The organism is Kluyvera sp. EC_51, assembly GCF_019584505.1.
Taxonomy (GTDB): Bacteria; Pseudomonadota; Gammaproteobacteria; order Enterobacterales; family Enterobacteriaceae; genus Kluyvera; species Kluyvera sichuanensis.
In genome coordinates, this window is the sequence record NZ_VDAG01000107.1 from 38,427 (window position 1) to 55,924 (window position 17,498).

The window sequence follows — 17,498 nt, forward strand, 5'->3', positions numbered from 1 at the left end:
CCATGGGCCAATCAATATATCTAAGAGGGCTAATATTAATTGAGTTACTTTACTCTGTTAATACTTATGCCGAATCTCTTCAAGTGAACAACTACGTTGTCCCAGCCGCATTTGCTAATGCATTGCAGCAGGGGATGACTGTCCCGGTATTTATTCGTTATGACGGAGATAATAGCTTATCTCGTAGTCGACAGAAAATCGCCGACGCGGTGATTGTGGCGCAAAAAAGCAGCCTTCTCGTTAATCAAATTGAGCTTAATGAGATGCCGAATAAAACGGAACTCTCGCCACAGATAAAAGAATTACTCGGCAAGGTCCATTCAGCCCCGCTTAGCGAGAATAATAAAATCGTTCTCAATGAAAACGCATCGTTATCCCTGGATACACGATCGTTTTACCTTGAGTTGATGGTAAATAAGCAGGCGCTATCGGCGGCAATTATACCACGCACCAATACCTTAAGCGCTTCGACGGTAGAGCATCTGTCAAATATTCTGAATTATACGATGGGGACCTATTACAACAAATATGGGAACGGGGATAATACCAGTAACTATTTCACCCTTGATAACACCACGTCGATACGCGAGCACCACTTTAACCTGAATGGGACGGTTTACGGGCTTGGTACCGTCAACAGCGACAGTCAGCTGTACCGTGCCATGTATGAACGCGATTACCAGGGCCACCGCGTCGCCGTGGGGATGGTTGACACCTGGAATTTACAATCAATCGCCAGCATGAGTGCCCTTAACTCCAGCCGCATTTACGGTGCCAGCGTGGGTAACAAAAGCAGCACCCAGATTGAAAATACCTCGCTCACCCTGGTTCCGATTACCGTATTTCTGCCCGCTGCGGGGGAAGTTCACGTGCTTCGCAACGGGAAACTCCTGAGCATTCAAAACTTCTCGATGGGGAGTTATGAGATTGATACCTCCACGCTGCCGTTTGGCATCTATACCGTTGATTTGCAGATTGTCGTCAATGGTAAAGTGGTCAATAGCCGTACCGCCCAGATAAATAAGACCTTCTCCCGTAAATCCAGCGCAACCGGCAATCTCGCCTGGCAAATCTTTAGCGGTATGCTGGAGTACAATCGAATGGACTACCGTAATCATCAAAATATTGATTACGGGAAGAAGAATACCTGGATCGCGGGTGTAGCCGCAGAAACGTCACTGCCGCTGCTATCCGGCGTTACGTTCAAATCCACCCTGTATGGCTTTGATAACAACGGCGTGGCCGAAGTTGAAGCCGACGTTGTTCTGAATAACAACCTCACGCTGAATCAACAGACGCTGGTGGCGACCGACCGCAGCAGACAAAGCACCACATCATTGAATTTATCAATCCCCGGCGGGTTCGGGAATATCTGGCTTGCGCGTCAGGCGAGCCATATTGGCGACAGACTGCCAATGCAAAGCAGCCATTATATCTCGTTAGGGGCATCGGCTAACCTGAGTCATTTTTCACCCTGGTTAGGCAACATTTCCGTCAGCCGGACGCATGACAAATACGAAGGAAATAAATACACCAACGTTGATTATAGCCAGACGCTGTTTACCAATCGCTGGGTAACCGTTGCGTTACGTGCAGGGGTTCAGCGCTATTACTACGACGACCGAAATAGTGTCAATGATAAATACATCAACCTTGATTTCTCATTGCCATTATCCTCCTGGTTGAGCGCGGGCGTGTCCAGCGAAAGCGGTAATTTACTCGCCAATGCCACGGTACGTAAAAGCTTCGACGACAGCGCGATTACCCAGGTTGGTGCGTCGATATCTAAACGGCTTAAATCCAGCGAAGGCGGTTATGACAGTTACCAATCAGATGATCTATCGGGTAACGGTTATGTCTCCTATGACACGAAATACAATGCCGGAACCCTGTCCGTTTCAAGCGCATCAGGCGGCAGCACCAACTATAACCTGAGCTCCCACGGCAGCATCGCGTGGACGAAAGATAGCTTTAATCTGGGCAAAGAAATTCAAAGCTCAGGCGTGGTGATTAATACCAACTTTAGCGAAAGCGGGAAAATGCTCGCCCAGATCAACGGCCGTAATTATCCGCTGACCGGGAAGAGTAACTTTATCGGCCTGGCGCCGTATGCGGAATATCAGGTGGAGTTAATGAACGATAAAGCCGCTGAAGATAGCGTTGATATCGTCAGCGGTCGCCGTAACAAACTTGTGCTTTATCCCGGTAACGTCGGCGTGCTGAATCCAGAGGTGAAGCAACTCGTCACCGTATTTGGCCGCATGCGTAAGCCAGACGGCACGGCGTATGCCAACACCGATGTGCACAACCACATTGGTAAAACGCGCACCGACAAACAGGGCGAATTCGCCATGGATGTTGATAAACGCTACCCCATTATTACGCTGATTGACGCCCGTGGCGGCGTTTGTGAAGCGGATTTGGATCTGCAAAAAGCGCGCGGTGCCGTCTGGGTGGGCGATATTCAATGCGCAACGCAAGCACTCACGGCTTCACGTACAGGAGAACAAGACGATGTCTACTAATTACTGGAAATATGCCGTGGCGATGGCGTTCGGCCTGGTGTTCACCTCTCCTGCACAGGCTGCCACAAAAGGAAACAGCGGTTCCGGGTCAAACTCCTTTTTATTTATCGAAAACAACGTCGATAACGAATATTTCGTCACGCCGAACGCGCTGGACCCACGTTTTAGCGGCGCGAATATGTGGACTCGTTATTCCACCGCTCAGGTGAGTCTGGGGTATATGGGTAACATAGGCTGGGTCTCACCCAATACATATACCGATATGTGGATTGAAAATTCGTCGATTTCCCGTCCTTTTCAGGGCATTCGCTGTATGACCAGCGGGAATACCTGTCCATCTTCAGGGTATATCGCGGGTGAAATTATCGACGATCACGGTTTTTACCATACCAAGGCAGGCAACTCTATTTACAATGGCTCCTATGGCTTGGGTTCACTTAGCCCGGAAGCCTACGAATATTTCCGTAAACTTCCGGTTGGCTCCAGCGAAACCTTTGAAATCAACTGGTGCCACACCACCACGAACTACGATTATAGCGATGGCACCCGCTGTAAGGACATAACGACCGGTGGGGCCTACTGGCGTTATTATAATTTCACGCTGAATAAGATCGCCCACCTTACCCTCAACAGCACTAACTCTATAGCTGAAATATGGATTGCCAGCGACGGCACCCCAAGCATTGCGCCAGGGTCAAATCTCTGCCAAATCACCAAAGTGAATAACGTCGACGGCGTGACCTGTAAAATGGTCTCTTATACCTACCAGCAAAGCGCGGCAGTCACTAACTATCTGGATATGGCGATGGTGCTTGACACTAACATGTTAGGCTTCACGCCAACGGCTAACTCAGATATCCGTTTCAGCGGCGACGGTAGTACCTGGTATAATTACACTACGCAGAACACCGACTTTAATAAAATTATCACCACCGGCGGTGATTCCATCTATCTCTTTCTTACCACCAGCTTTTTTAAGCAAGCGCTGGCAAAAGGCAACGATCTGACAAATAGAGATTCACTATTTACGTTTAACTTCAACAACGACATAGTCGGCGAGTCAGGTTATTACCAGTTTACGCCGTCAAACCGCATTACCATTGTGCCTAAAGAATATGGGATCAGCATCGTCTCGGCAGATGGTAGCTCACACCCTACGCGTGAGGGAAAGATTGATAGCGATCAGCCAATTGAATTCGAATACACCATCACAACGTCGGCCTCACGCCAGGCGGACAGCATTAACGTGCAGGTAAAAGGTGATAGCGTACGTATCAGAGATGTCCCCTATTGCCTGTTTACCTCAGCGGATGAAAGCCTCAGCGTACCGATTCCCGCCTACTTGAGCTACACATCGTCGTCAGGCGCCACCGTAACCGCCCGTAATAGCTGTACAGAAAACCCCATTGATATCACCAACGCCAAATGGGTACAAACCGCCTGGAATGCGAATCTCGACGACAGCTACTTTTTTACCACTAACGTAAAACTGCTGTTTCCGATGAACGACTCACGGTCCCAGTTTACCGTTTCGGGGGAAGACTGGATGGGCACCGTCAGCGCGAGCGGGGAAATTGTGGCCACGGCAACCTGGATTGGCGTGAATTAACCGCGCTGACGATATGTTAAGGAGAGCAGCCATGGCTAAGCGTTTTCTCATTTTGGTACTGACGGCGATTATCTGTACCCATCCGGCCCATGCGGTATGGTTTGACTCACTGGTGAATGACATACCGTCTGATAAAGAATTCGTCTCACGGCCCATCTATAACGATACCGACAGAACGAATCTCTACACCGTTTCGGCCTTTAAAATCGATAAGCCTGGTAAAGACGGAGAGCACCGCGTAAACGCTAACGAGCTTGAGCTCCTCTGGGCACCGCTGAAATTTTCGATTAGCTCGCACGGCACGGAATACTTCAAACTTTACTATCGTGGGCCAAAAGACGATGTCGAGCGTTACTATCGGGTCATTTTCAAAGAATCGCCGGTTCGAATGTTTCCGAAAAACGATACCGGCCATCACCTGCAGGTCTTACCCGTAACGTCGATGAGTACCTTTTTGATCGTTCGCCCTCGCAACATGCGCCTGAAGTACAGCGTTGATGAAAATCAGGGGGTTATTGAAAACAGCGGCAATACTTTTTTCAGGGTCATCATCCAGAAAGGGTGCGACGGCGACGATGAACACTCCAGGCAATTCTATATGCTGCCCGGTGAAAAATTTAAGGACGGTTCGGTGAATGCGAAGAATCGAAAGTTTATTGTCGCTAACAAGAAATATTTCCCGTTGGGAAACGCCTGCTTCAAACCATAATCGCCGCATGGTTAGCGCTCAGGCAACATGATTATCACGCCACATAACCCGCCGTTGTGGCGTCTCAGGTCAAAGCGTATTGCCGCGCATCACACTCCGCTCTCCTGCCACCACGATGGTTAAACGCCCCCGATATACTCCGGCTTATCTCGTATCCCTACGATAAACCGGAGAACACAATGCAACAGGCTGAAAAATCGGTCGGCCGCGGTGGTTTTACCCTACTCATCTGGGTACTGCTTCTGCTCCTCGGCTGCGTGCTGTTTTTCTTTTCGCTCGACCGGCAAATTGTTTCCATCCTCAAAACCACGCTGATGCAGGAATTGGGGCTGGATAACAGCGACTATTCGGTGCTGATCAGCGCCTTTATGATCCCCTACACCTTCATGTATTTCTTCGTCGGCGGCATCGTCGACCGCTTCGGCAGCCGCTACGTGCTGTGCGCCCTGATGGTATTGATGTCGATTGCCACGCTGATTACCGGCCTGTCGCACTCGATGACCGGGCTTATCGTCGGGCGCGTCATGCTGGGGCTGGCGGAGTCCGGGATTGTGCCGGCGCTGACGCTGGCGGTCTTTACCTGGTTTCGCGCCGAGCAGCGTGCCTTTGCCTTCCAGCTCACCAATATTATCCAGTCTCTGGGGCTAATCCTTGCGCCGCCGTTTGTGGCCTGGGTGACCATTTCTACCGGCTGGCGCTGGGCATTCTTTATCCCGGCAGTAGCGGGCGTGGTGGTTGGGGTGATGTGGTATCTCTCCAGCCGTAAAACGCCGCCTGCCGTCGAGGACACGGTGCAGGTGAGCGCCGTCAGCGTGCCGCTGGTTGAACGCTACAAGATGGTACTGACCTCAAAACCTATCTGGGCGCTGCTGATTGCTCGCCTGCTCACCGACCCGTTCTGGTTCTTCTATCAGTACTGGCAGGTCGGCTTTATGCAGGAAAAAATCGGCCTGACGCTGGCTGAAGTCGGCAAGCTGATGTGGCTGCCGCCGCTGGTTGCCGTCTTTGGCGTATTGGCGGTGTGCTGGGCCTCTGACCGTCTGGTGGCACGCGGCATGGACGCCACACGCGCTCGCTTAACCATTATCTGGTCCGTCACCTGTCTGGCACCGCTGGTGTTCCTGCTGCCATCCATCAGCAACGCCTACGCGGCGGTGGCTATCATGACGGTGATTAACTTTATGTGCACCGCCTGGCTCAGCATGGCTACCATCATGATGGGCGGGCTGGCGCCGCGCGTGGCCATCGCTACCGCTATCGGCGTGATGAGCGCGCTGGGCGGCGTGACCTCCATTATCTTTAACGGCTTTGTCGGCACCATCATCGACCACTTCGGTTACTCGATGCCGATATACGCTGGCGCGACGCTGCATCCGATCGGCGCGCTGGTGCTGGCCGCCTTCTTCCTGCGTCGTAAAAAATCCTTTGTTGCTCGTCCGGAGACCGTCTGATGACCGATATCGTTGTTGCGCCCGTGGCCCACGCCTGCGCAGATTTCACCGTGCTTTACTGTCTGATTAATCACGACAATCACCAGTTCGCCGCCTGGTATGATGCAGAACACCGCATCACCGTGGGCCAGCGTGAGCTGCCCGATGGCCCGTGGCAGCCCTTTCAGCCGCAGGGGCTCTGGCTACCGGAGCGCGAACGCTACTCGCATATCACCGAGTTTGATTCGCACAACTATCTGACGATGGCGGTAGATAGTGCCGGATACCTGCATCTTTCCGGCAATATGCACGTTGATCCGCTCATTTACTTCCGCAGCCGCACGCCGCTCGACGTCACCACTCTGGAGTGCGTTGCCGCGATGACCGGCGAACGTGAAGCGCGAGCCACCTACCCGGTGTTCTTTAAGGACGTGCAGGGCCGCCTGCTGTTCCGTTACCGCGACGGCTGCAGCGGCAACGGCGATGACCTGTACAACATTTTCGATGCCGAGCGTCAGCAGTGGTCACGCCTGCTGGAGACGCCGCTGCTCAACGGCGAAGGGGCGCGCAACGGCTACGCCCGCCAGCCGCTGCTGGGGCCGGACGGCTACTGGCACATGGTGTGGATGTGGCGCGAAACGCCGCACTGCGAGACCAACAATAACCTCTCGTACGCGCGCAGCCGCGACCTTCAGCGCTGGGAAAAATCAGACGGCACGCCGCTCGCGCTGCCCATTGCCCGGCATCAGGGCGAGATTGTCGACGACGCGGGCATCGGCGGCGGGCTGATTAATATGGTGCAGGAGGTGGGCTTTGATAATCAGGCGCGCCCGGTGCTGATTTACCATCGTTATGATGACCGGGGGCTGTCGCAGGCCTGGCTGGCACGCCCGGATGGCGCCGGACATTGGCAGAAAACGCAGATTAGCCAATGGGATTTTCGCTGGGACTTTAACGGCGGCGGGTCGATCCCCCCGGACGTGACGCTCAGCGCACCGCGCGCGATTGGCAACGGTCAACTCGAGGTGGAATGGACCTCAGTCTGGGCCGGAAGCGGGGTGTGGATTATTGATGACCGGACGCTAACGGTGGTGGGTTCTCGACCGCTGGTTTCGCCGCTTCCGGAGGCGCTGCGTCAGCCACGGCAGGGCATTGCGCCACAGACACAAGTGCAGTTAATCCCCGCGCAAAACAGCGATTACCACCCGCAAAACCGCTATTGGCTACGCTGGGAGGCGCTGCCGATTTTCCGCGATGTGCCGCACGGTGAGAAAACGGCGGCAACGCTGCTGGAAGTGGTCGATATCGGAGCATAACGCCGACGGTGCTACGCCTGGCCGGGCTACTTGTAGATGAGTAGCCCGGCCAAGCAACGTAACGCCGGGAAATCGGGCCACATATCGCTTGTCATTCCTCACCAGTTTTCTGTTCAATAGAACCAACAGAACAACACGAGACCGGCTAATGCAACCTGCAACGTTAATCGCACAATTCCCGCTGCTGGCGGATCTTATCGCGCTGAAAGAGACCACCTGGTTTAACCCTGCCACCACTTCGCTTGCCGAGGGGCTTCCCTATGTTGGGCTAACAGCGCAAGACGTTGCCGATGCACACGATCGCCTTGCCCGCTTTGCGCCTTATCTGGCGCAGGCTTTCCCGGAAACCGCCGCGCAGGGTGGCATTATCGAATCCGAGGTGGTGGCTATTCCGGCGATGCAGCGGCGGCTGACGCAGGAGTCTCAACAGCCCATATTCGGCGAACTGCTGCTGAAAAAAGATAGCCATCTGCCTATTTCTGGCTCCATCAAAGCCCGTGGCGGTATTTATGAAGTGCTGGCCCATGCGGAAAAGCTGGCGCTTGCTGCTGGTCTTATCGCCATCACCGACGACTACAGTCGCCTGCTCACCCCGGAATGCCAGCAGTTCTTCAGCCAGTACAGCATTGCCGTCGGTTCAACCGGAAACCTCGGGCTTTCGATCGGCATCATCAGCGCCCGTCTCGGTTTCAGGGTCACGGTGCATATGTCCGCCGATGCCCGCGCCTGGAAAAAAGCGAAGCTACGCCGCCACGGCGTGACAGTGGTGGAGTACGCGGAGGATTACGGCGTCGCGGTGGAACAGGGGCGTAAAGCCGCCGAGGCTGACGCAAACTGCTTTTTCATCGATGACGAAAATTCCCGCACCCTGTTTCTTGGCTACGCGGTGGCCGGTCAACGTCTGAAGGAGCAGTTTGCCTCGCAGGGGCGCGTGGTGGACGCCAATCACCCGCTGTTTGTCTATCTTCCCTGCGGCGTGGGCGGCGGTCCCGGTGGCGTGGCGTTCGGGCTAAAGTTGGCCTTTGGCGATCACGTTCACTGCCTGTTTGCCGAACCGACCCACTCACCGTGCATGCTACTTGGCGTCTATACCGGGCTGCACGACGGCATTGCGGTGCAGGAACTGGGTATCGATAACGTCACCGCCGCCGACGGCCTGGCGGTCGGGCGCGCGTCTGGGTTTGTTGGCCGCGCAATGCAGCGCCTGCTCGACGGCGTGTACACCGTTGACGATCAGCGTTTGTACAATATGCTTGGCTGGCTGGCGCAGGAAGAAGCAATTAAGCTGGAACCCTCGGCGCTCGCCGGAATGGCGGGGCCGCAGCGGGTTTGTGCATCGGCGGACTACCGCAAGCTGCAAGGATTAAGCGAAGTACAGCTCAACCACGCCACCCACCTGGTATGGGCCACCGGCGGCGGCATGGTGCCGGATGAGGAGATGGCACAGTATCTGGCGAAAGGCTGCTAGCGGCATTGATTCGGTGACACGCCAAACTGGCGACGAAAAGCACGAGAAAAGTAGCTAACGTCGCCAAATCCGCAACGAACTGCGATATCATTCACCGAATCACTGGTGAAGCGTAGCTGATAGTGGGACTGCAATAGCCGCACGCGCGCCAGATACTGCTGAGGAGACACGCCGGTGTAGTTGCTAAACCCGCGCTGTAGCGTACGCCGGGAAAGGCCAAACTCGTGGCACAACGCGTCAAGGTCGAGCGGCTGCTGCCACTGGCCGTTGAGGCGAATCAGCACCTGGCTGATGCGGTCTTCGCTGGAGTGAAAATCCTGGGTTTTGTAGCGCCACAGATTCAGGGTGTGCAACACTTCGAGAAAAATCATCTCTTTATGGCTTTCCGCCAGCAGCTTATCGCTGAATTCCGCTTCATTGTGGCTGGCGAGGCGCTCAAACACCCGCTGCATAATGCCCACGTCCACCTGCCAGACGTTGCTCTCGCCCTCCTGCGGCAGGAGGTAATCGATCTGTTTGATAAAGTTAAAGTTATCGCGCCCCAGATACAGCAGGTTCACCTGCTGTAAATCTTTCATCTCTTCAAACAGATGGTAATCCTGGCGGTTCAGGTAGCAGAGCGTTCCGCTGCTCAGCAGCCAGGGCTTTTCATTAATGACGTGGATGCCGCTGCCGTGCCCGACCAGAAACAGCTCGCAGTATTCATGGGTATGTTCATGGCTGATATTTTTTTCCGGGTGCCAGAAATGAAACACCACGCTTTCCAGCGGATGGTGAAAGTGGGTTTCCCGGGGCAGCACGAGCGACATAGACACTCCAGATGCGTCATCACAGTGAAGAGATAGTGATACCAGAATACGCAGCGGAGACCTTGACCTGTTTGCCATCCGGCAGACCCGTCTGGCAAACAGAGAAAGCTTATTCAGCCTGACTTAACATCACCATCAATTCCATCGGCGAGCGTCGCTGTTTAAGGAGATCGCGCATCGCTTTCATGTGTGGTTCGCTGTAGGTAAAGAAGCGGTGATATCCCTCGCAGAGCGCGTTCTTACCCTCAGAAAATGGGGGCTCAGGGCAGGTACCGTGACAGAAGCGCAACACAGAACACTCACCGCATGGGTTATCCGCATTGCTGGCTATCTGAGGGGAATAACCGCGCCAGATGGCGAGCGTGGATTCAAAAAGCTGAATCCGGATTGTGCTGATATCTTCCCGCACCCAGAGATCAAAAACGGCGCAGAGGAACGCGCCCCACTCTTCCGGCTGCACCGATCCCTCGCTGAGTTTGCCTGACGCATCCCTTTCTATCTGCGGAATTAATTGCACTGAAGTCGTTCCCGTTTGCCGAAGCTCGCGATACCAGTGCTGCGGCTGCAGGCAGTTTTGGCGGCTCACCATGCTACACAGTGTCCCCTCTGACATCATCGTGCCATTGGGACTACAGCACGCGATGGCGGCTTCAATGTGACGTCCTGTCATGCAAAATCCTTTATGAAAATAACAAGCTGACGAATATGGGTAACAGCAAACAACAATGCGAGTGACAACACAGCGAGGGAGATCAAAAATTTATCACGTACCGCACGCGGTTGAGTAAAATCGCTCTGGGTGACGTCCATGACGTTCCGATTACGGGTGTACTGCCAGAGGATGATAGCGACGATAACCAGTACGCCAATTGACACCCAGAACAACCCACCGGCCTGATGCCAATTATGCTTTAGCGCCAGCGCCATCAGCGCGCCATAGCCAAGCAGTGTGCGAAACCAGGCAAGCGAAGTACGTTCCGGCTGCAAACCTGGGTCGGCCTCGCGGCGGGCCTTGCGGTTATCCACCATAGAACACCAGAATCATCACCACCGCCGCGACCAGCGCCAGAATCAGGCTAATAACCAGCAGACTACGGGTGTAGGGTAGATCCTCTTTCAGGCGCATCGCTTTTTCATTACGCAGCCAGCGCAGATAGCCATAAATCGCCAGCCCTCCCGCAAACAGGCACAGCATCAGCGCCAGCGCTTCACGAATCACCGGCGTGGCAAAATCCGGGGCCAGCTGATCGAGCCCAACGCCTGCCGCCAGGAAGCCCAGCGAGGTACGAATCCATGCCAGAAACGTACGTTCGTTAGCCAGAGAGAAGCGATAGTCTGGTGCTTCTCCCACGCGGGAAATTTTCATGACGGCTCCTTGTGCCAGCTAATGTGAGTAAGTTACCTCAATAGCTTACGTGCTCTCGCTGCTTTTTACATCAGTGTGCGCGGTCTCACATCCCAACACCTGAAAACAAAAATGCCCACAGAACAACGTTCTGTGGGCATGACGCGCTAAATCAGTACTTAGTTTAACGGTGGCCAGTAGTCTTTATTGGCCTCAATCAAATCATCCAGAATCGCTTTTGCCACGGAAGCGCTCGGTACCGTTTTCGACAACGTAATCGCCTGCCACAGTTTGTGGTATGAACGATGTTCCCAGGCATCGACGACCAGCTTTTCAACCGCAACCTGCTGGCTCATCATCCCTTTCTGGAAGTTTGGAATATCACCCACCGTCAGCGGTTCCGGGCCGTTATGGCCGACAAGGCATGGAATTTCAACCATCGCGTCGGCATCAAAATTATGGATGGCACCATTGTTCGGCACAATGAGCAGCATTCTCTCCTGAGTGTTAAAGGCAATGGCGGTAGCAAGGTCGACGATGTAAGAAGCATGTTCATCAATTTCCAGGTCGCCAGCCGAGGATTTACCCGCGGCAACAATCGCCCGGCATGCGCTGAACACATTCTTTTCACGATGATCCATCACTTCGTTGGCGCGTGTACGTTCCGGATTTGAGTGCGCTACAACATAGTCAGGGAACAGATAATATTTAAGATAAGTGTTCGGCATGGTGTCCGGATCCAGCGCCTGTACATCTTTCGCTTTGGCGAAAGTGTCGTTCCAACTGGCTTCCGTATGTGGGTCGTTTGATGGTGGCACATAACCATATTTCGCCACATATTCGCGTAATTTAGGCATCAAATCGTTCCCCTGAAGGTCTTCGATAGATGTCCACCAGCCAAAGTGGTTCAGCCCATAGTAGCGAACGCGCATCTGTTTACGATCTTTCAAACCGACAATCTGCGCCATCCGTCCTTCAATGCCGATAGGCATATCGCAGATATTGAGGATTTTGGCCTCCGGACGCAGGCGACGGGTCGCTTCCGCCACAATCGCTGCCGGATTGGAGTAGTTGAGCATCCAGGCATTTGGCGAGTATTTTTGCATGTAATCCACCAGCTCCAGCACACCGCCAATGGAGCGCATGCCGTACGCAATGCCGCCAGGCCCACAGGTTTCCTGACCCAGTACACCGTGGCGCAGCGGGATCTTCTCATCCTTTTCGCGCATCGGGTATTTCCCTACGCGAATATGCGCCATTACGAAATCGACGTCGGTAAAAGCGGCCTGCGGATCGGTGGTGTAGCTAAATTCAATCTCCGGCGCCTGCTCTTTAAGAATCACCTTACAGGCTTCTGCAATCGTCTCCTGACGCGCACCGTCGTTGTCGTAAAATTTCAGCGCTCGCAGTGGAAAACGATCCTGATTTGCCAGCAGCATCAAGACGATACCTGGGGTAAAAGTACTGCCGCCGCCTGCGATAACAACTGAGAATTTTTTCATGATACTGCCTCCGTCATGGTGGTTTGTTCGGTCTGTAGAGAATCTTTCATCAGGGTTTCAAGCTGGTCACGGACCTGTGGTACATGTAGGCCAACGATGACCTGAATGCCATTTCCGCGGCGCACCACACCGTGCGCACCCAGCGCTTTGAATACGTCATCACTTTGCGTTTTAGCCATATCGGTTAGCGCAATACGTAATCGGGTCGCACAATTGTTGATGCTTTCAATATTGGCGGCTCCGCCCAGTGCCTGGAGGATGCCTGCCGCTTGGCCTAATTTCGTGTCACTCGCGCCAGCCACTGAGGTTTTGCCACGTGCGGCCTGGTAGTCTGCTTTGCTATAGAGTTTTATTTCACTGTCTTCACGGCCCGGCGTTTTCAGATTGAAGCGCAGAATTAAAGCCCGGAAGACGACGAAGTAGAGGGCGGTAAAGCACACGCCGATGCCTATCTGGGTAAACATCACCGACGCATGGTTATGGAACATCGGGATCCAGTTCTGCGGGATAAACTGGTCAAGAAGACCGCCGCCAAAGTTCCCCACCACGCCGCACATGTACATTACGGTCGACATGGTGGCCGCCAGTACGGCGTGAATAGCGAACAGCAGTGGAGAGATAAACAGGAAGGTGAATTCGAGCGGTTCCGTGATCCCTACCAGCATGGCGGTCAGCGTGGCAGGAATCAGCAACCCCGCGACTTTTATGCGGTTTTCAGGCGCTGCGGTGAAGTAAAGCGCCAGCGCAATCCCGACGGAACCAAACACTTTTGAGTTACCATGCAGCGCGAAGCCGCCTTCCGGGAACAGCGCTTTGAGCGATTCAGTACTTTGGCTGAATTCCTGGAGATGCTGAGCCCAATAAACCTGAATTCCACCTTCAACCGCCGCCGGGCCAAAAATAAAGGGACCATAGACGAAATGATGAAGGCCTGTTGGAATAAGAATGCGCTCAAGGAAGGTATAAACCCAGACACCCAAGGCACCGGCGCTGCGTAAAAATGCCTGCAGCGATTCAATGCCCATCTGGACTTTTGGCCAGCCTAAAAGCGTTAACCACGCACAGGGGATCATAGCGAGGAAAGCCACAATCACGACGAACGATGAGCCCTGGAAAATACCGAGGAACACCGGCAGTGGTTTATCAAAATAGCGGTTGTGCAACGCGGTCACGACGCCCGAAATAACAATAGCGCCGATGATGCTGGTATCCAGCGTCTTAATCCCGGCAATCATCGTCAGGCCACTCCCCGCTACGGGGTCAGCGGAGAAGTCGACGCCAAAAAAGTGGCCCCAGGTCATGCCCATGGCATTGATGAAGTAGTTCCAGGTCAGGAAACTCACCAGTACGGCCAAACAAGCTCGCCCTTGCGCCTGTTTAGCAAGGCCAATAGGTAAACCAACGGCGAAAATGAGCGGCATGTTTCTGAATACCGTCCAACCGCCCTCTTCAATAATATGAACAATCTGAGCAAATAAACTATCGGGTGCGGTGAGCGCTTCACCCACAAACAGCGGATTACGCAACATAATGGCGATACCCACCACAATCCCCGCGAAAGGAAATAATAAAACTGGGGTAAACATGGCGCCGCCAAAGCGTTGTATTTGACTGAGCATTTAACAATCCTCACTTAACAACTCGTAGGGTAAGTGGCCTTATTAATGTTAATTTCCGGCCTGCTACGAGAATAGGAATTGCCCCGTCAGACAACATGCGGTGAGCGTGCGATTCGTGATCGCTTTCATGGTTTTAATTCACGCTATGTTGTCTAATTTTTAAGATAAAAATAGACATGTCATATAACTGAATTCTGTGCCGTGATGAGGATTCTCATTATTCACCTGTAATTGATTACTTTTTAATAAGAAACGGCGGTTCAATAATCCTGCTGGGATAGGGAATAGAGGTCTATAAGTGATCTATAAATCTATTGCTGAAAGGCTGCGGCTGCGGCTCAATTCATCCGATTTCAACATTGGCAGCCCGATTCCTGGCGAGAAAGCGTTAGCGCAGGAGTTTGGCGTTGCGCGGATGACCATTCGAAAAGCGGTCGACCTGCTGGTCGAATGGGGCCTGGTGGTTCGCCGACAGGGCAGCGGCACCTATGTTGCTCATAAAGACATCCACCACGAAACCTCTAACCTGACGGGGCTGGCAGAGATATTGCGCAAGCAGGGTAAAGAAGTGATAAGCCACGTCCTGATTTTCGAGGTGATGCCCGCTCCGCCCGCCATTGCCAGCCAGCTTCGCATTCAAATCAATGAGCGGCTCTACTTTTCCCGAAGGGTACGCTACGTTGATGGAAAGCCCCTGATGCTTGAAGACAGCTATATGCCGGTTAAGCTTTTTCGTAACCTGTCGCTGGTGCATCTGGAGGGGTCAAAGTTTGATTACATCGAGAAAGAGTGCGGCATAACGATAAGCGGCAACTATGAAAGCCTGGCACCGGTGCTGGCTGATAAGCAGTTGGCCCAGTCGATGAACGTACCCGAGCAAACACCGCTGCTGCGTATTACCTCCCTTTCCTACAGCGACAGCGGTGAGTTTCTTAATTATTCAGTGATGTTTCGTAACGCCAGCGAATACCAGGTGGATTACCACCTCAGGCGCATCCAAAACCCTAGCTCATCCCCCAGAACAGCACCGCCAGAAGCTGAGGTGTGATGATCCGCAGGAACATCACCAGCGGGTAGACGGTCGCGTAAGAGAGCGCCGCTGCGCCGCTGGTCGCATGCAGGTTATTGGCAAATGCCAGTGCCGGAGGGTCGGTCATTGAACCGGCCAGCATGCCGCACAGGGTCAGGTAGTTCATTTTTGCCAGCACGCGAGCCAGTATCCCCACCGTCAGCAGTGGAATGCCGGTAATCAGGATGCCGTAGCCAATCCAGCTGAGCCCTTCACCGCGCATTAGCGTGTCCACAAACCCGCCGCCGGACTTGAGCCCCACCACGGAGAGGAACAGCACAATCCCCAGTTCGCGCAGCGCCAGGTTCGCGCTCGGCGGCATAAACCAGTAGAGCTTACCGATGCTGCCGATACGGCCAAGGATCAGCGCCATAATCAGCGGCCCGCCCGCCAGGCCAAGCTTTAACGCCACCGGGAAGCCAGGGATAAACAGCGGGATAGAGCCGAGCAGCACGCCAAGACCAATGCCGATAAACACCGGCAGCATCTGCACCTGCTGCAATTTCTGCTGGGCGTTGCCAAGATCGGAGGCCACGGCATCAATGGCCGCCGGACGCCCCACGAGGTTGAGGATATCGCCAAACTGCAGGCTGGCATTGCTGCTGGCGACCAGTTCAACCCCCGCACGGTTTAAGCGCGAAATAACTACGTCATAGCGCTGTTTATAGTGCAGATCGCGGATTTTTTTGCCGAGTACCTTCTCGTTGGTGACCACCACCCTTTCTACTTTCAGGTCCGTACCACGGGTGGAAAGCGATGTTTCAACCTCTTTACCAATCACCAACTGCGCGCTGCGCAGATCCGCTGGTTCGCCTACCAGATGCAGCAGGTCGCCACTCTCAATAATGGTCGTTGGTGACGGCACCATCAATGTTTCACCCCGTTTAAGGCGCGAGCAGATAATTTTATCGCTGTTGATCACCGGCACATCCTGAATCGCCATATGGTTCAGGTTAGGGTTCTCAACGCGAATATTGATGGTCTGAAGATGAGAATGGCTGGAACCCGTCTGCTCATCGAAGCGCTGCGCCTCTTTGTCGACGTTAATGCGGAAGAACAGGCGTACCAGCCACATGGTAAGCAAAATGCCGCAGATACCAAACGGATAGGCCATCGCGTAGCTCATACCCATCTGGTCCACGACGCTAAACGGTTCACCAAGATCGCGCAATATTTGCTGCCCGGCACCCAGCGCGGGCGTATTGGTCACCGCGCCGGAAAAAATGCCCAGCACGACAGGGAGCGGAATGGCGAAGATTTTATGCAGTAGCGTGGTGACCAGGCCGCCAAGAACCACAATCAGAATGGCAAAAAGATTCAGCCGCAGGCCCGAGACGCGCAGCGAGGCAAAAAAACCTGGCCCCACCTGAATGCCAATGGTGTAGACGAACAGAATCAGGCCAAATTCCTGGATAAAATGCAGCATCGGGCTGCTTAGCGTGATACCCGCCTGATCGACAAAATGACCGACGATAATCCCACCGAACAGCACACCGCCGATGCCAAAGCCGATCCCCCGGATTTTGACGTTGCCAATCCACAGCCCGACCACCGCCACCAACGCCAGAACGCTTACCGTCAATGCTATATCACTCATCGTATTTTCCCTGTGAATAACATTATTAACATCAGGGATTATGGACGAAGGGTAAGGTGATTGTATGTAGTACGGCGCACAATAATGAGTTGATAAAATGGGGAGTTATGGCCTCTTATCGCCCCGCCATTTGAGAACAATTAAATGCCCACAAGACTTTCAAGCGGTATACCAAATTGTTTATGCAGGCGGCGAATCATCGGCAGTGTGAGAGTCCGTCTCCCTTTCAGAACTTCATAAACACGATTAGATTTGCCGATGGCAGGCTCCAAATCTTTGACCGTTAACCCTTGCTGCTCCATGCGAAACAGAATGGCTTCAATCGGTTCTGGTGGGTCAATAGGGTGATTTTTAGCTTCATACTCTTCAATAAGCAGGCACATCACTTCGAAATAGTCACCTTCCGGTGTATCAATGGCAGGTTCATTATCAAAGTAAGGCTCAACGGCCTTAAGCGCCGCTTTATAGTCTTGTTCTGTTTTAATAGGCTTAATAGTCAT

At 53.5% G+C, this 17,498-nt stretch carries 15 protein-coding genes; 7 read left to right on the forward strand and 8 right to left on the reverse strand.

The genetic code is table 11. The features are described 5' to 3' along the window. Positions 1-2: 2 nt before the first annotated feature. The 6 genes from FHC49_RS20850 to dsdA all read left to right on the forward strand — a co-directional run bounded on the left by FHC49_RS20850 (position 3) and on the right by dsdA (position 9,057). Entirely contained in the window at positions 3-2,525 is a 2,523-nt protein-coding gene (locus FHC49_RS20850) for a CS1-pili formation C-terminal domain-containing protein (RefSeq protein ID WP_220440774.1), read from the forward strand. Next, positions 2,515-4,134, forward strand: coding sequence for a fimbrial protein (locus FHC49_RS20855; protein ID WP_255581430.1), 1,620 nt, complete (start codon positions 2,515-2,517; stop codon positions 4,132-4,134). The genes FHC49_RS20850 and FHC49_RS20855 overlap by 11 nt, the downstream gene beginning before the upstream one ends. 31 nt (positions 4,135-4,165) lie before the next feature. Beyond that, the gene (locus FHC49_RS20860) at positions 4,166-4,843 is read left to right on the forward strand and encodes a molecular chaperone (protein ID WP_220440775.1); all 678 of its coding nucleotides are present in this window, start codon (positions 4,166-4,168) and stop codon (positions 4,841-4,843) included. 179 nt (positions 4,844-5,022) lie between these two features. Continuing rightward, a complete protein-coding gene (locus FHC49_RS20865) occupies positions 5,023-6,294 on the forward strand; it encodes an MFS transporter (RefSeq protein ID WP_220440776.1) in 1,272 nt (423 codons plus the stop codon). Further along, a complete protein-coding gene (locus FHC49_RS20870) occupies positions 6,294-7,589 on the forward strand; it encodes a BNR repeat-containing protein (RefSeq protein WP_220440777.1) in 1,296 nt (431 codons plus the stop codon). Before FHC49_RS20865 ends, FHC49_RS20870 begins: the two co-directional genes overlap by 1 nt. Before the next feature lie 148 nt (positions 7,590-7,737). After that, on the forward strand, positions 7,738-9,057 hold the full coding sequence (dsdA, locus tag FHC49_RS20875; protein WP_220440778.1) for a D-serine ammonia-lyase: 1,320 nt from the start codon (positions 7,738-7,740) through the stop codon (positions 9,055-9,057). On the opposite strand, the gene FHC49_RS20880 is transcribed toward dsdA, so the two are convergent. From FHC49_RS20880 to FHC49_RS20905, 6 genes are all read right to left on the reverse strand, one after another. Continuing rightward, positions 9,054-9,866, reverse strand: a complete 813-nt coding sequence (locus FHC49_RS20880) for a helix-turn-helix domain-containing protein (protein ID WP_220440779.1) — start codon at positions 9,864-9,866, stop codon at positions 9,054-9,056. The two genes, dsdA and FHC49_RS20880, sit on opposite strands and share 4 nt — an antisense overlap. Positions 9,867-9,975: 109 nt before the next feature. Next, positions 9,976-10,536: a radical SAM protein gene (locus tag FHC49_RS20885; RefSeq protein WP_255581431.1), complete on the reverse strand. Its 561-nt coding sequence runs from the start codon at positions 10,534-10,536 to the stop codon at positions 9,976-9,978. Next, positions 10,533-10,895 (reverse strand): DUF202 domain-containing protein, encoded by a 363-nt coding sequence (locus FHC49_RS20890; protein WP_185668137.1) that lies wholly within the window; start codon positions 10,893-10,895, stop codon positions 10,533-10,535. The genes FHC49_RS20885 and FHC49_RS20890 overlap by 4 nt, the downstream gene beginning before the upstream one ends. Beyond that, positions 10,885-11,232 (reverse strand): YidH family protein, encoded by a 348-nt coding sequence (locus tag FHC49_RS20895; protein WP_220440780.1) that lies wholly within the window; start codon positions 11,230-11,232, stop codon positions 10,885-10,887. The genes FHC49_RS20890 and FHC49_RS20895 overlap by 11 nt, the downstream gene beginning before the upstream one ends. Positions 11,233-11,390: 158 nt before the next feature. After that, entirely contained in the window at positions 11,391-12,713 is a 1,323-nt protein-coding gene (locus FHC49_RS20900; protein ID WP_220440781.1) for a 6-phospho-alpha-glucosidase, read from the reverse strand. Next, the gene (locus tag FHC49_RS20905; RefSeq protein ID WP_185668140.1) at positions 12,710-14,332 is read right to left on the reverse strand and encodes an alpha-glucoside-specific PTS transporter subunit IIBC; all 1,623 of its coding nucleotides are present in this window, start codon (positions 14,330-14,332) and stop codon (positions 12,710-12,712) included. The genes FHC49_RS20900 and FHC49_RS20905 overlap by 4 nt, the downstream gene beginning before the upstream one ends. Positions 14,333-14,630: 298 nt before the next feature. Here FHC49_RS20905 and FHC49_RS20910 point away from each other — a divergent pair, with 298 nt between their 5' ends. Beyond that, a complete protein-coding gene (locus FHC49_RS20910; RefSeq protein ID WP_220440782.1) occupies positions 14,631-15,380 on the forward strand; it encodes a GntR family transcriptional regulator in 750 nt (249 codons plus the stop codon). Here the strand turns inward: FHC49_RS20910 and FHC49_RS20915 are convergent. Both FHC49_RS20915 and FHC49_RS20920 read right to left on the reverse strand, forming a co-directional pair. Further along, entirely contained in the window at positions 15,337-16,998 is a 1,662-nt protein-coding gene (locus FHC49_RS20915; RefSeq protein WP_220440783.1) for a putative transporter, read from the reverse strand. The two genes, FHC49_RS20910 and FHC49_RS20915, sit on opposite strands and share 44 nt — an antisense overlap. 140 nt (positions 16,999-17,138) lie before the next feature. Next, complete coding sequence (locus tag FHC49_RS20920; RefSeq protein WP_220440784.1) at positions 17,139-17,498, reverse strand: type II toxin-antitoxin system HigA family antitoxin; 360 nt, start codon at positions 17,496-17,498, stop codon at positions 17,139-17,141.